Below are 13,877 nucleotides of genomic sequence, written 5' to 3'. Positions count from 1 at the left end.
GGAGGCCGTTCACACCCATCGTGAGACCCCGCTCACTCGACGCTACAGCACATCGCGCAGCACCCGGTCCCGGATCATGAGCGCGGCCCGTTTGCCGGGCAGGTCGACCTCGGCCGCGTACCGGAATCCGGCGCCGAGGAACGCGGCGAGCGAGGGGGTGTTGCGGTGATCGGGTTCGGCCACGACGCGGGCGCAGGCGGGGCGCCGGTCGAGGACGAGGTCGGCCACGGCCCGCAGCAGCGCGGAGCCGAGTCCACGGCCGCGGTCCCCGGCGGCGCCGAGGAGCAGGTGGATGCCGGTGTCCTGGGGCAGGACCGGGCAGTGTAGGGCCAGCGGGTCCAGGTCGGCGCGGTAGATCTCCCAGTAGCTCATCGGGGTGCCGTCCAGCACCCCGAGGCAGGGCACGCTCCGTCCGTCGCCGTCGAGTTGGGCGCGCAGATGGTCCGCCGTGCGGTGGCGGGGTCCGGCCAGTTCCCAGAACTCGGCGACGGCGGGGTCGTTCATCCAGGCGTGTACGAGGGGGAGGTCGCGGTCGAGGCGGACGGGGACCAACTGGAAGGTGCCGACGGGGGTTCGCACCGGTTCCCAGGAGGCGTGGAGGCCGTCGAGGAGGTCGTCGGTGAAGTCGACGGTCTCGTCGGTGAAGTCAACGGTCTCGTCGGTGAAGTCGACGGTGACGTCGGTGAAGAGGTCCAGGAACTCGGTGGGGGCGGTGCGCACATCGGTGGGCGGCACGGCGGGTTCCTCTCTGCTCTGCCCAAGGGCCTTACGGGTGCAGGGGGTTGGCGATGGTGACGTACACGGACTGGGTGTCGACCGGGCCGACGAGTTCGTCCAGGCCGTGCAGCCGGGTCAGCAGGTTGGCCTTGCAGCGCAGGACGGGTGAGTCGAGCAGCCGGGCGGGCAGGGGGGTGCGCAGGGCCGCGGGGCCGGTGGCGAGGCCGGTGAGGAAGCGGCGGAACGCGGCGAGCAGCAGGCGTTCGTCGGCGAGATGCTGGGAGCCGAGGGCGCCGATCAGGCCGAGGACGTTGTTGACGGCGAGGTAGTAGGCGAAGCGTTCGTCGGTGACCTCGTCGGGGACGAAGGTGTCGCTGTGCTCGCCGATGCCGGGCAGCCGGGCGTCGAGTTCGGCGCGGCGGGACGCGCGGAAGTAGTAGCCCTGGTTGTCCCGGTAGCGGCCGCCCCCGGGCCAGCCGTCGCGGTCGAGCAGGACGAGGGTGTTCTGCTGGTGCGCTTCGAGGGCGATGCCCGCCTCGGCGTCCAGCCAGAGAACGGGGCGTACGACCTGCTCCAGGTAGCGCAGGAACCACTCCGTGGCGACGGCGGCGACGGGACGGCCGGTGCGGGCGGCGAGCCGGGCGACGAGCAGGGCGAGCCGGGAGCGCATGGGAGGGAAGGGGGTTCCGGGGGCGCCGGGGGTTCCGGAAGTACAGGGGGTGCCGGGGTCGGAGGGGGCGCCGGGGTCGAGGGCGGTGGCTTCGGTGAGCGGCCGGGGTGAGATCAGTCCCGCGAGGCAGCCGGCGTCGTCGGCCGGGGTGAAGGGGTTGTGCCGGATCATCACGTCGAGGCCGGGCACCGGCCGCCCGTCGGGGTCGTCCACGGCGAGCCAGGCCGGGTCGCGCACGATGTCGAAGCCGGGGTGGGCGGCCTGCCACTGCTTGAACAGGCCCGCGCGCAGCAGCCGGTGCACCTCGACGCCGCGCCGCAGTTCCTTGCGCAGGTTCTCCCGGCGGGAGTTGGTGATGCGCAGGCCCAGCGACAGCTTGAGCATCGCGGGGGCGCCGGAGCGGTGGACGGTGCGCACGGAGGAGGTGGGGTGCCAGCCGGGGCCGACCGGGCCGAGGTCCCTGAGGAGTCCCGCGTCCAGCAGCGCGGCGACGGGCGCGCGGTGCCGTACCTCGCGGGCCTGCCAGGGGTGCAGCGGCAGGGCGGTGTATCCGTCGGGCAGGGGCAGGGCGGCGCCCGCGAGATGCCGGGTGAGGTGGTCGGCGGGGACGGGGCGGCCGCGCTCGGTCCAGGCCGAGTCGGTGGCGAGCAGCGAGGGGGCCACGGCCAGCCAGTGCAGCGGGAAGGAGCCGCGCGTCTCCGGTGAGTAGAGGCCGGCCTCGGCCTCGGTCAGGCCCTCGCGGCTCTTGGGGGTCGGGTGCAGGGGGTGGCCGAGGAGGAGGGCCTGTTCGGCGCCGAGGAAGAGGTCGGGGCCGTCGGCGGGGCGGGCGCGCCGGTCACGGATGAAGACGGCGGTACGACGGAGGGAGTCGGCGACCCGGGCCACGAGGTCGCCGTCGTCACCGCCCGTGCTCTCCCTGGTGAGCAGCGCCGCGAGGGTGACGGCGTCGACGGGCGGGGCGGTCTCGGGCGCGTCGGCGAACCGGGGCGGTCCGAAGCGGTGCCAGCCGGCCGGGGACCAGTACCGGACCGGGGCGAGCAGACAGGTGCCGGTGGCGGGCAGCACGATGCGCAGGGTGCCGGTCGTCGGGGCGCGCAGGCCGGTCTCCCGCACCCAGCAGCGCAGCAGGTTCTCCACGGCGGCGGCCTGGGCTGCGGCCGAGGCGTCGGGATCGTCCAGCGGCTCCGCGCCGGGCTCGGTCCACCGGCTCGGGTCCACGATCCGCCGGCGCTGCTGCGGAACCGCCTCGGCGTACGGCGCTCCGGTCCCGGCGGCGCCCGGTTCGTCGGGGGCGCCGGAACGGCCGTCGGGGGTGGGGGTGGCGGTCAAGTCGGCTCCTCGGGAGGTGTGCGGGGCCGGGGCGGCGGGGCCCGGTTCGGCGAGGTCGGGGGAGGCGGCTGCTCTGGTGCGGGGGCGGGGCGGGGCGGGTACGGCGGTACGGCGGTGTGGCGTGGGCCGGGGCCGTGCGGTGGCCGGAGGCGGTCGCACGGGCACCGGGTGGCGGCCCGGGGTCGTCGGCGGTCTCGGGGCGGTCGGTCGATCGGGCGGCTGGGGTGGCCGGGGCGGCGCGACGGCCCGGCCGGTCAGTCCGTGCTCGTGCCCGGGTCCAGGTCGTGTCCGCGGCCCGCTCGGGGGCCGTGCCTCTCCTCGGCCCGGGCCACCGCCGCCACCGCGTCCGTCAGCCGGTCCAGCACGGCCGCCGTCTGCTCGTCGCTGATGGTCAGCGGCGGCAGCAGCCGGACCACCGAGGAGTGCCGGCCGCCGAGCTCCACGATGAGCCCCCGGCGCAGGCACTCGCGCTGGACGGCGGCGGCGAGTCCGGGGGCGGCGGGCCGGGGTGCGCGGGCGGGCGCAGTGTCGAAGTCGTAGGCACCGGGTTCCATGCCGGAGGACCCTTCACCGGCCGTCGGCTCCCCCGCCGACTCCCCCGGCGTCCCCTCCGGTTCCACCAGTTCCACCCCGATCATCAGCCCCCGCCCCCTGACCTCGCCCACGCACGCCAACCCGCCGATGTCCGACCGCAGTTGCTCCATCAACCGGGTCCCGAGCCGCCCCGCCCGCTCCGCGAGACCGTTCTCCCGGACGTACGCCAGCGTCGCCGTGCCCGCCGCCATCGCGAGCTGGTTGCCGCGGAACGTGCCCGCGTGGGCGCCCGGTTGCCAGACGTCGAGGTCGTCGCGGTAGACGATGACGGCCAGCGGGAGGCTGCCGCCGATGGCCTTGGAGAGGACCATGACATCGGGGGTGATGCCGCTGTGGTCGACGGCCCAGAAGGCGCCGGTGCGGCCGACGCCGGTCTGCACCTCGTCGGCGATCAGCGGGATCGCGCGGTCCGCGGTCAGGCGGCGCATCCGGCGCAGCCAGTCGTCCGGGGCCGGGAGCACCCCGCCCTCGCCCTGCACCGGTTCGAGGATCATCCCGGCGGGCAGCGGCACCCCGGACTTGGGGTCGTCCAGCAGCGACTCGGTGAAGCGGGCGGCGAGTTCGGCGCCGCGCGGGCCGCCGACGCCGAAGGGGCAGCGGTAGTCCTGGGGGTAGGGCAAGCGGGTGGCCTGGACCTCGGGCGCGCCCCCGGAGACGGCCAGCGCGCCGGCCGTCATGCCGTGGTACGCGCCGGTGAAGGCGAGGACACCGCTGCGGCCGGTCGCGGTCCGGACGAGTTTGAGCGCGGCCTCGACGGCGTCCGTCCCGGCCGGTCCGCAGAACTGCACCCGCGCCCGTCCGGCGAGACCCGGCGGGAGGGTGCGGAACAGCTCGGTGATGAACGCGTCCTTGACCGGGGTCGCGAGGTCGAGGACCGACAACGGGGCCCCGGAGTCCAGGACTTGGCGCACGGCCGCCAGGACCACCGGATGGTTGTGGCCGAGCGCGAGGGTGCCCGCGCCGGAGAGGCAGTCCAGATAGCGGCGGCCGTCCGCGCCCTCGATGGTCAGCCCGCGCGCCCGCACGGGCACGATGGGCAGGGCCCGTGCGTAGGTGCGCGCCGAGGACTCGCGCGCCGACTGGCGCCGCAGGATCCCCTCGTGCACGGCACCGGCCGGCCCGTGCGCTTCTTCCGCCAACGACTCGGTCACGGCCACGGCTGGCTGTCCTCCCGCTGTAAACAGGCGAGTTGATCCACGGGGACCAAGGACAGGCAGCGGGCCCCCCGCCGCCTACAACCGCTCACCGGCCACCGGGGTCACGGCCTCGCCCCGGATCGTTGTGCCGGTCCGCGCGCCGCTCGTAGCGAAACCGTTGCCGTACCGGCAAAAGTCCAGGGCGCCGAACGCATAGGGTGTGATGCCGTTCCGAAAGGTCATGGCACCGGCCCGAACTCTCCTTGAGAGGGCCGCCGATGCCCTGGCCGAGCGCCGAAGTTCCGTCACCACACGGGGAGTCACGAGCATGCGATCCATACGGCCGTCGTCCACCGACCGGCAAGGAAGGGGCAGAGGAAGGGGCATCCGCACCCGCCGCGCCTCGACCTCGCTGGCGGCGGTCGCCCTCGCCTCGGCACTGGCGCTGACCGCCACCGCCTGCAACGGCGACGACCAAGCCGACGGCAATCCGTCCGCCTCCGCCGCGGCGGCCGGCACCGGCGACGGAAAGATCAAGATCCCGGACGATGTGCGCCAGAAGCTCAAGGAGCACGGGATCGACATCGACAAGTGGAAGAACGGCGCCTGGAAGGACTGGAACCGCAAGGACTGGCTGCGCGAGGCCAACGACTTCATCAACCCGATCATCAAGGGCCTGTGGGACCCGGACCGGATGCGGCACGCGGGCGACCCGGACAAGGGCGTCCACGACAACGACATCTCCGGTGACCAGGGCGTGACCGACCCGACCCCGCAGCCGGTGAAGGCGCGGCAGGTCACGGCGCCTTACCACGCCAACGCGGCCACCTCGGGCAAGGTGTTCTTCGACTCCCCCGAGGGCCACATGGTCTGCTCGGGCACGGTCGTGGAGGACCCCGCGCACCCGGGCAAGTCCAACCTGGTGTGGACGGCGGGCCACTGTGTGCACGCCGGCAAGAGCGGCGGCTGGTACCGCAACCTCGCCTTCGTGCCGTCGTACAACAACGCGGCCCAGTCGGTCGACCAGCTCCAGCACGCCTCCCGGGAGCAGATCGCCCCGTACGGCGTCTGGTGGGCGGACGCGGCGCAGACCTCCCAGCAGTGGATCGACAAGGGCGGCGAGACCGGTGGCGACGGGGCGCCGTACGACTTCGCGGTCATCCATGTGACGCCGGAGCAGGGCAACGGCGGCAAGTCGCTGGAGGAGACCGTCGGCGGGGCGCTGCCGGTGGACTTCGACGCGCCCGCCGTGCCGAAGGTGCGGGACATGACGGCCTCGGGCTACCCGGCGGCGGCGCCGTACGACGGCCAGCTCCTGTACCAGTGCGCGGACAAGCCGGGGCGGCTGTCGATGAACCAGGCCGACCCGACGATGTACCGGATCGGCTGCACCATGACCGGTGGCGCCTCCGGCGGCGGCTGGGTGGAGACCGGTTCGGACGGCAAGCCCGAGCTGGTGTCCAACACCTCGATCGGCCCGGTGACGTCCGGCTGGCTGGCGGGTCCCCGCTTCGGTGATGTGGCCAAGGGCGTGTACAAGTCGGTCAGCGACAAGTTCGCCGGGCGGTAAGCCCTACGGACCGTAGGGCTGTCTGACCGTAGGGCTGTAGGACCGTAGACCTGTACGTCTGTACGTCTGTACGGCGAAGGCCCGCCGCCCCCGAGGGGGTGGCGGGCCTTCGTGCTGCCGTGGGTCAGGCCGCGGAGACCGGCGTGTACGGCGCCAGGTCCGCCGCCAGTTCCTCGTGCACCCGGACCTTGAGCAGGGTGCCCTCCGCGGTGTGCTCCTCGGAGATCACCTCGCCCTCGGTGTGGGCGCGGGCGACCAGCTTGCCGTGGGTGTACGGCACCAGCGCCTCGACCTCGACCTCGGGGCGCGGCAGCTCCTCGTCGATGAGCGCGAGCAGCTCGGCGATGCCCTGGCCGGTGCGGGCCGAGACGGCGATGGAGCGCTTCTCGACGCGCAGCAGCCGCTGGAGGACCAGCGGGTCGGCCGCGTCCGCCTTGTTGATCACGACGATCTCGGGCACGCCGGTGGCGCCGACGTCCCGGATGACCTCGCGCACGGCGGCGAGCTGCTCCTCGGGGACCGGGTGCGAGCCGTCCACCACATGCAGGATCAGGTCGGAGTCGCCGACCTCCTCCATGGTGGAGCGGAACGCCTCGACCAGGTGGTGGGGCAGATGCCGGACGAAGCCGACGGTGTCCGCCAGGGTGTACAGCCGGCCGCTCGGGGTCTCCGCGCGGCGCACGGTCGGGTCCAGGGTCGCGAACAGCGCGTTCTCGACCAGGACGCCCGCGCCGGTGAGGCGGTTGAGCAGGGAGGACTTGCCGGCGTTGGTGTAACCGGCGATGGCGACGGAGGGCACCTTGTTGCGGCGGCGCTCCTGGCGCTTGATCTCGCGGCCGGTCTTCATGTCCGCGATCTCGCGGCGCATCTTCGCCATCTTCTCGCGGATCCGGCGCCGGTCCGTCTCGATCTTGGTCTCACCGGGACCACGCGTGGCGAGGCCGCCGCGACCGCCACCCATCTGCCGGGACAGCGACTGGCCCCAGCCGCGCAGCCTCGGCAGCATGTACTGCATCTGGGCGAGCGCGACCTGCGCCTTGCCCTCACGGGACTTGGCGTGCTGGGCGAAGATGTCCAGGATCAGGGCGGTGCGGTCGATGACCTTGACCTTGACGACGTCCTCCAGCTGGATCAGCTGGCCGGGGCTCAGTTCACCGTCGCAGATCACGGTGTCCGCGCCCGTCTCCATGACGATGTCGCGCAGCTCCAGAGCCTTGCCGGAGCCGATGTAGGTGGCCGCGTCGGGCTTGTCGCGGCGCTGGATGACGCCGTCGAGCACGAGGGCGCCCGCCGTCTCCGCGAGGGCGGCCAGCTCCGCGAGGGAGTTGTCGGCGTCCTGCACGGTGCCGGTGGTCCACACGCCGACGAGCACGACCCGCTCCAGGCGGAGCTGGCGGTACTCGACCTCGGTGACGTCCTCCAGCTCGGTGGACAGACCCACCACGCGGCGCAGGGCCGCGCGCTCGGAGCGGTCGAACTGCTCGCCGTCCCGCTCTCCGTCGATCTCGTGGCTCCAGGCGACGTCCTCTTCCATCAGGGCATCGGCCCGAAGACCCTCGGGGTAGGCGTGCGCCGTGCGCTTGGCGTCCTGGGAAGGGGAAGAAGAGGAGGTCATTGGATCCTTACGTCGATGGGAGTGCCGTGGCGGCGTCGGTACGGCGGTCCGGCGGGGCCGCTCGTCATGGTCAACGCTCGGGTACCCCGGGAGATTCCCGTGTCCCGCGCGGCGCCGACCCGAAGATGGTCGCACGTGGCGGCGCGTCGCGTCACGGCGTTATCGCGGGGCCGCGGCGCCGCCGCCCCGGTCTCCCGGGGCCGGGGCGCCGTCCGCGGGCTCATCTGCGGGCCGGCCGCTTGGCCGCCTTCGCGGACTGCGCGGGCGGGTCGGCCGGCTTCCAGTCCGGGTGGCCGGGCATCGGCGGGGTCTTCTCGCCGTACAGCCAGTCGTGCAGGAAGCCGCTCAGGTCCCGGCCGGCGACCTCGGAGGCCAGGGCGATGTAGTCGTCGGTGGAGGCGTTGGCGTCGCGGTGGTCGCGGACCCAGAGCCGTTCCAGGCGCTCGAAGGCGGGGCGGCCGATCTCCTGCCGCAGGGCGTAGAGGGCGAGGGCCGCGCCGTCGTAGACGCTGGGCCGGAAGATGCTGATCTTCTGGCCGGGCGCGGGCAGCTTGGGCAGGGCGGGCGGGCCGCCGGAGGCGCGCCAGCCGTCGGAGGCGGCGTAGGCGGCCTTCATCCGGTCGATCATCGGCTGGTGGCCCTTCTCCTCCGCATACAGGGCCTCGTACCAGGTCGCGTGGCCCTCGTTCAGCCATACGTCGGACCAGGAGGCGGGGCTGACGCTGTCGCCGAACCACTGGTGGGACAGCTCGTGCACCATGACCGACTCGACGTACCACTTGGGGTAGGCGGGCTCGGTGAACAGCTTCTTCTCGAAGAGCGAGAGGGTCTGTGTCTCCAGTTCGAACCCGGTGGTGGCGTTCGCCATGATCACGCCGTACGTCTCGAAGGGGTACGGGCCGACCTTGCCCTCCATCCAGGCGATCTGGTCGGGCGTCTTGGCGAGCCAGGGTTCGAGGGTCTTGCGGTCGGCGCTGGGCACGACGTCGCGCAGGGGCAGTCCGTGGGGGCCCTCGCGGCGCGGCACGGCGGAGCGGCCGATGGAGACCTGGGCCAGTTCGGTGGCCATGGGGTGCTCGGTGCGATAGGTCCAGGTGGTGCTGGAGCCGGTGCGCCGCGATCCGGTGGGCAGGCCGTTGGCGACCACGGTGTAGGCGTTGGGCGCGGTGACCCGGAAGGTGAACATCGCCTTGTCCGAGGGGTGGTCGTTGCACGGGAAGACCAGGTGGGCGGCGTCGGCCTGGTTCGCCATGACGAGTCCGTCGGTGGTGGGCACCCAGCCGCCGTCGCCCTTCTGGTCCTCGGTGGGCCGGGGGTCGCTGGTGTGCCGCACGGTGATCCGGACCCAGTCGCCCCGGCGCAGCGGCTGGACGGGGGTGACGACCAGGTCCTCCCCGGCGCTCTGGAAGTCCGCGGGGACGCCGTCGACCTCGACGGAGCGGACGGTGCCGCGCGCGAAGTCCAGGTTGAGGCGGTCCAGGTCGGCGGTGACCCAGGCGTCGATGGTGGTGACGGCCTGGAGCGGCTTGTCGTTGGCGCCGGGATAGGTGAGGTCCACGTCGTACGACGCGACGTCGTATCCGGGGTTGCCCAGCGTCGGGTACAGCCGGTCGCCGACGCCGAGCGGCACGGGCGGAGCGGCGGCCCCGAGCAGGCACAGCGAACAGACGGAGGCGGCGGAGGCGAGCAGGACGGCCTTACGGCGACGGGGGGCCGTCCGCTGCCGGGGGGCGGGAGCGGGGGTGGACCGGTCCCGGGAGGCGGCGACAGGGGCGGACCGGTCGTGGGGGGCGGGAGCGGGGGCCGATCGGTCGCCGGAGACGGGAGCGGGGGTGGACCGGTCGCGAAGGGCGGGGGCAGGAGCGGACCGGTCGCCGGAGGCGGGGGCAGGGGCCGCCCGGTCGCCGGAGGCGGGGGCAGGGGTGGACCGGTGGCGGGGGTTGAGCAGCATGGACCACCGCTACCAGCGCCCGCCCGCCGTACGGCGGCGACGCGCGCCCGGCCCACCCGAACGGATTGCCCGCGGTGAGCGGCCCGGCGGGGCCGCTACGGAATCCGCGGCTCCGCTGCCTGGTTCTGGGTGCGGCTCACGTCGTAGACGCCCGGGACGTCGCGCATGGCGCGCATGAGGGACGGCAGGCCCGCGGCGTCCGGGAGCTGGAGGGTGTAGGTATGGCGCACCCGCTGCTCGCTCGGTGGTTCCACCGTGGCGGAGACGATGTCGCCGCCCGCCAGCGCGATGGCCTCGGTGAGGTCGGCGAGCAGACCCCGGCGGCCGAACGATTCGGCGACCAGGGTGACCCGGCACGCGGTGCTCTCCCCCCAGCGCACCCCGATCTCCGTGCGCCCCCGGCTCTTCATGTGCGCCACCGCGACGCACTCCACCCGGTGCACGGTCACCACGCCCCCGCGTACCGGGAAGCCGGTGATCTCGTCGGGCGGCACGGGCGTACAGCATCCGGCGAGGCGTACGGCCGCGCCGGGGCGGTCGGTGCGGACGTCGGCGCCCTGGGGGCGTCCACCGGGCCCGGACTCATGGGCACGCCGTTCGCGGAAGTCGGCGTCGGCGCGATACCCGGCCGGCTCGTCGGCGGGGGCGCCGCCGCCGGGGTGCGTGGTCAGCCAGCGCTGGATGGCGATGCGGGCGGCCGGGGTGTGGGCGTGCTCCAGCCACTCCCGGGAGGGCTCCGAGGCGGGGTCCTGGCCCATGAGGAGCTCGACGGTGTCGCCGTCCTTCAGGACCGTGCTCAGCGTGGCCAGGCGGCCGTTGACGCGGGCGCCGATACAGGCGTGCGCGTCCTCGCCGTACTGCCCGTAGGCGGCGTCCACGCAACTGGCGCCCTCGGGCAGGCCCAGGGTGCCGCCGTCCGGGCGGAAGACGGTGATCTCCCGGTCCTGGGCGAGGTCCTCGCGCAGGGTCGACCAGAAGGTGTCCGGGTCGGGTGCGGCCTGCTGCCACTCCAGGAGGCGGGAGAGCCAGCCGGGCCGGGTGGGGTCGGCGCGCTCGCCGTCGGCGGGGTCGTCGGCGCCCGGGCCGTCGGTGGCGGAGACGTCCGCGGCGGAGGCGTAGGGGTTGCCGAGCGCGACGACACCGGCCTCGGCGACCTTGTGCATCTGGTGGGTGCGGATGAGGACTTCGACCACCTGGCCGTCGGGGCGGGCGACGGCCGTGTGCAGCGACTGGTACAGGTTGAACTTGGGCACCGCGATGAAGTCCTTGAACTCCGAGACCACCGGCGTCATACAGGTGTGCAACTCGCCCAGCACGCCGTAACAGTCGGCGTCCTCGCCCACCAGCACCAGCAGCCGGCCGAAGTCGGCACCCCGCAACTGCCCGCGCTTACGCGCCACTCGGTGCACGGAGACGAAGTGGCGCGGGCGGATGAGGACTTCGGCGGAGATCCCGGCCTCGCGCAGCACCCCGCGCATCTCCTCGGCGACCACCGCGAGCGGATCGGCGGTGCGGGCCGCGTTCTCCGCGATGAGTTCCCTGGTGTGCTCGTACTCCTCGGGGTGGAGGATGGCGAAGACCAGGTCCTCCAGTTCGGTCTTCAGCGCCTGGACGCCGAGGCGTTCGGCGAGCGGGATGAGGACGTCGCGGGTGACGCCCGCGATCCGCTCCTGTTTCTCGCGGCGCATCACACCGAGGGTGCGCATGTTGTGCAGCCGGTCGGCGAGTTTGATCGACATCACGCGGACGTCGCTGCCGGTGGCCACGAGCATCTTGCGGAAGGTCTCGGGTTCGGCGGCGGCCCCGTAGTCGACCTTCTCCAGCTTGGTGACGCCGTCGACCAGGTAGCGGACCTCCTCGCCGAACTGCTCGCGCACCTGATCCAGCGTCACCTCGGTGTCCTCGACGGTGTCGTGCAGCAGCGAGGCCGTCAAGGTCGTGGTCTCGGCGCCGAGTTCGGCGAGGATGAGGGTCACGGCGAGCGGATGCGTGATGTACGGCTCGCCGCTCTTGCGCGTCTGGCCGCGGTGCGAGGATTCGGCCAACACGTAGGCGCGGCGCAGAGGTTCGAGGTCGGCGTCGGGATGGTGGGCGCGGTGCGCCTCCACCACATGGCCGATCGCGTCGGGCAGTCTGTCCCGGGCGTTCGGCCCGAGCAGCGCGGCCCGGCCGAGCCGGCGCAGATCGATCCTGGGCCGGGACTTCCGGCGCACCGACGCGGGTGCCACGGCGGCCGTCGCGGCCGTGGGCACTACCGGGACCGGGGTCGAAGGGTTCGTGGCCTCCGCACTCATGGGCACCTCCGGCTCGTGGACCGGCGGACGGATCCCCAGGGCATGCGCGGCTCAGGGTGCCGACGCTCCCCCGTCCGTGCCGGTGCTTGATGCTACCGAGCCCATCACGTGCGACAGACCGCCTCTCGCCGAGCGTGAAACGGATCACCCATTCGAGCGACGAAAAGGAGGTTTAAGTTTTGCGCCACCTGCCCTGGCCTCGTCCGTGGATTCGATCCGGCCCCGGCCACCGGAACCGCTGCTCCGGATGCCCGAGGCCGTCGCGAGGGCGGTTTCGGCAGGTCAGCGAAGCGCGTTTTCCAGCCACTCGCCGTCGATCGCGCCTTCGGCGACGATCACCGCGGGTCCGGTCATCTCGATCTGTCCGTCCGGCCGTTCGGTGATGACCAGGCGGCCGCCGGGTACGTCCACGGTGTACGTCGCGGGGGTGCCGGTGACGGCCGGGTCGGCGCCGTCGCGGCGGGCGGCGGCCACGGCGACGGCGCAGGCGCCGGTGCCGCAGGAGCGGGTCTCGCCGGAGCCGCGCTCGTGCACCCGCATCGCGACATGGCGGGGGCCGCGGTCCACGACGAACTCGACGTTGACCCCGTCCGGGTAGGCGCCCTCGGGGCTGACCGGCGGCGGGCTGTACAGGTCACCGGCGTGCGCGAGGTCGGCCACGAAGGCGACCGCGTGCGGATTGCCCATGTTGACGTTCCGCGCGGGCCAGCCGCGCTCGCCGACACGCACCGTGACCTCCCCCTCGGGCAGGCGCGCGACGCCCATGCCGACGGTCACGTCCCCGTCCTTGGCGATGTGCACGCTCTTGACGCCACCGCGCGTGGCGATGGTGAGGTCGCCCTCGGCGACATGCCCGGCGTGCTGGAGGTAGTGGGCGAAGACGCGGACGCCGTTGCCGCACATCTCCGCGATCGAGCCGTCGCTGTTGCGGTAGTCCATGAACCACTCGGCCTCGCCGACCAGCTCCCGCGCCTCGGGGTGCGCGGCGGAGCGCACCACGTGCAGCACACCGTCGCCGCCGATGCCGGCCCGGCGGTCGCACAGGGCGGCCACGGCGGCCGGGGACAGCTCGATGGCGTTGTCGGGGTCGGGGACGATCACGAAGTCGTTCTCCGTGCCGTGCCCCTTGAGGAAGGCGATCCGCGTGCTCATTCCTCGATCGTACGGGGTCGGTACGACAGAGGTTCGACGACGATCACGGGGGCTGCGGGGACCCCGGGTGCTGCGGGGGGGGCTGGCCCTGTGGGCCTGGCCCGGTGTGGTCAGCGCAGTCGGGCCACGCGCCACACGGCGAGTACGGCCACCACGGCGACCAGCAGGGCGTAGCCGAGGACGACGCGCCAGTCCGGGCGGCGGCCGGAGCCGCGCGGGGACAGACCGGGCCAGGTGTAGCCCACGCGGCGGGCGGCCATCATGCCCCAGCCCGCGGCGCAGGAGCAGATCAGCAGGCCGAGCATGGCGATGACCGCGCCGCTGTCGCCGTCGAAGGCGAGCGGGAAGGCGAACATCAGGGAGCCGACGGCGGACAGTCCCACGATCGGCGCGAGCTGCCAGATGCGCAGTCGGCGCTGCGGGCGCAGCTCGACCTCGACCTCGGGGCCGCTCGTGTACATCTCCTCGGGCGCCGGACCGTCCTCGGTCACACCGTCCGTGGTCTCGTCGGGCCCGTCGTCGGCGAGCCGGTCCTCGGCCTCGGCTTCCACGAGGGGATGTTCGCCCTCGGGCACGAGGCCGTCGTCGAGGGCCTCGTCGAGGTCCTCCCGACGATCTTCCCCCAGGTCCTCGACGAGGTCCTCGCGGAGATCCTCTTGGGGACCCTCGTCCTGGTCCGGTCGGTCACCCTCGGTGGTGACGCGCTCGGCACCCGGTGCGGTGTCGCGAGGGCCGGCCTCCATCGCCACGCGCCCTCCCAACTAGGACTCCACTTGGTCGATCGAAGCACGATGATGGCACGGCCCCGAAGGCGCCGATGACCGGCGGCGCATCCCGATGCCATCACGT

General features: G+C 73.4%; 9 protein-coding genes. 1 reads left to right on the top strand and 8 read right to left on the bottom strand.

Features of this window, described 5'->3' with window-relative positions:
• Positions 1 to 42: 42 nt before the first annotated feature.
• The 3 genes from ACLF5H_RS34795 to ACLF5H_RS34785 all read right to left on the bottom strand — a co-directional run bounded on the left by ACLF5H_RS34795 (position 43) and on the right by ACLF5H_RS34785 (position 4,467).
• Positions 43 to 735: a GNAT family N-acetyltransferase gene (locus ACLF5H_RS34795; protein ID WP_421679996.1), complete on the bottom strand. Its 693-nt coding sequence runs from the start codon at positions 733 to 735 to the stop codon at positions 43 to 45.
• Positions 736 to 766: 31 nt separating this feature from the next.
• Positions 767 to 2,716 carry an IucA/IucC family protein gene (locus ACLF5H_RS34790; protein ID WP_421679995.1) on the bottom strand — a complete coding sequence of 650 codons (1,950 nt, stop codon included), beginning with the start codon at positions 2,714 to 2,716 and terminating at the stop codon, positions 767 to 769.
• Between the two features lie 254 nt (positions 2,717 to 2,970).
• A complete protein-coding gene (locus ACLF5H_RS34785) occupies positions 2,971 to 4,467 on the bottom strand; it encodes a diaminobutyrate--2-oxoglutarate transaminase family protein (RefSeq protein ID WP_421679994.1) in 1,497 nt (498 codons plus the stop codon).
• 307 nt (positions 4,468 to 4,774) lie between these two features.
• On the opposite strand from ACLF5H_RS34785, the gene ACLF5H_RS34780 reads away from it, so the two are divergent.
• The gene (locus ACLF5H_RS34780; RefSeq protein WP_421679993.1) at positions 4,775 to 6,016 is read left to right on the top strand and encodes a trypsin-like serine peptidase; all 1,242 of its coding nucleotides are present in this window, start codon (positions 4,775 to 4,777) and stop codon (positions 6,014 to 6,016) included.
• A gap of 124 nt (positions 6,017 to 6,140) precedes the next feature.
• Here ACLF5H_RS34780 and hflX read toward each other — a convergent pair whose 3' ends face one another.
• From hflX to ACLF5H_RS34755, 5 genes are all read right to left on the bottom strand, one after another.
• The gene (hflX, locus tag ACLF5H_RS34775) at positions 6,141 to 7,631 is read right to left on the bottom strand and encodes a GTPase HflX (RefSeq protein ID WP_148026251.1); all 1,491 of its coding nucleotides are present in this window, start codon (positions 7,629 to 7,631) and stop codon (positions 6,141 to 6,143) included.
• 220 nt (positions 7,632 to 7,851) lie between these two features.
• Complete coding sequence (locus ACLF5H_RS34770) at positions 7,852 to 9,582, bottom strand: M1 family aminopeptidase (protein WP_421679992.1); 1,731 nt, start codon at positions 9,580 to 9,582, stop codon at positions 7,852 to 7,854.
• 95 nt (positions 9,583 to 9,677) lie between these two features.
• A complete protein-coding gene (locus ACLF5H_RS34765) occupies positions 9,678 to 11,876 on the bottom strand; it encodes a RelA/SpoT family protein (protein WP_421679991.1) in 2,199 nt (732 codons plus the stop codon).
• A 282-nt stretch (positions 11,877 to 12,158) separates the two neighbouring features.
• On the bottom strand, positions 12,159 to 13,028 hold the full coding sequence (dapF, locus tag ACLF5H_RS34760; protein WP_421679990.1) for a diaminopimelate epimerase: 870 nt from the start codon (positions 13,026 to 13,028) through the stop codon (positions 12,159 to 12,161).
• A gap of 110 nt (positions 13,029 to 13,138) precedes the next feature.
• Complete coding sequence (locus ACLF5H_RS34755) at positions 13,139 to 13,771, bottom strand: hypothetical protein (protein ID WP_421680164.1); 633 nt, start codon at positions 13,769 to 13,771, stop codon at positions 13,139 to 13,141.
• Between the last annotated feature and the right edge of the window lie 106 nt (positions 13,772 to 13,877).

It is taken from the genome of Streptomyces sp. LaBMicrA B280 (assembly GCF_049222185.1).
In the GTDB taxonomy this organism is placed as follows: domain Bacteria; phylum Actinomycetota; class Actinomycetes; order Streptomycetales; family Streptomycetaceae; genus Streptomyces; species Streptomyces murinus.
This window is presented reverse-complemented; position numbering and strand designations above follow the sequence as displayed.

Excerpts from the sequence above, each read along its gene's own strand:
- ACLF5H_RS34780 (WP_421679993.1), top strand. The coding sequence starts at position 4,775 with ATGCGATCCATACGGCCGTCGTCCACCGACCGGCAAGGAAGGGGCAGA.
- hflX (WP_148026251.1), bottom strand. The coding sequence starts at position 7,631 with ATGACCTCCTCTTCTTCCCCTTCCCAGGACGCCAAGCGCACGGCGCAC.
- ACLF5H_RS34770 (WP_421679992.1), bottom strand. The coding sequence starts at position 9,582 with ATGCTGCTCAACCCCCGCCACCGGTCCACCCCTGCCCCCGCCTCCGGC.
- ACLF5H_RS34765 (WP_421679991.1), bottom strand. The coding sequence starts at position 11,876 with ATGAGTGCGGAGGCCACGAACCCTTCGACCCCGGTCCCGGTAGTGCCC.
- dapF (WP_421679990.1), bottom strand. The coding sequence starts at position 13,028 with ATGAGCACGCGGATCGCCTTCCTCAAGGGGCACGGCACGGAGAACGAC.
- ACLF5H_RS34755 (WP_421680164.1), bottom strand. The coding sequence starts at position 13,771 with ATGGAGGCCGGCCCTCGCGACACCGCACCGGGTGCCGAGCGCGTCACC.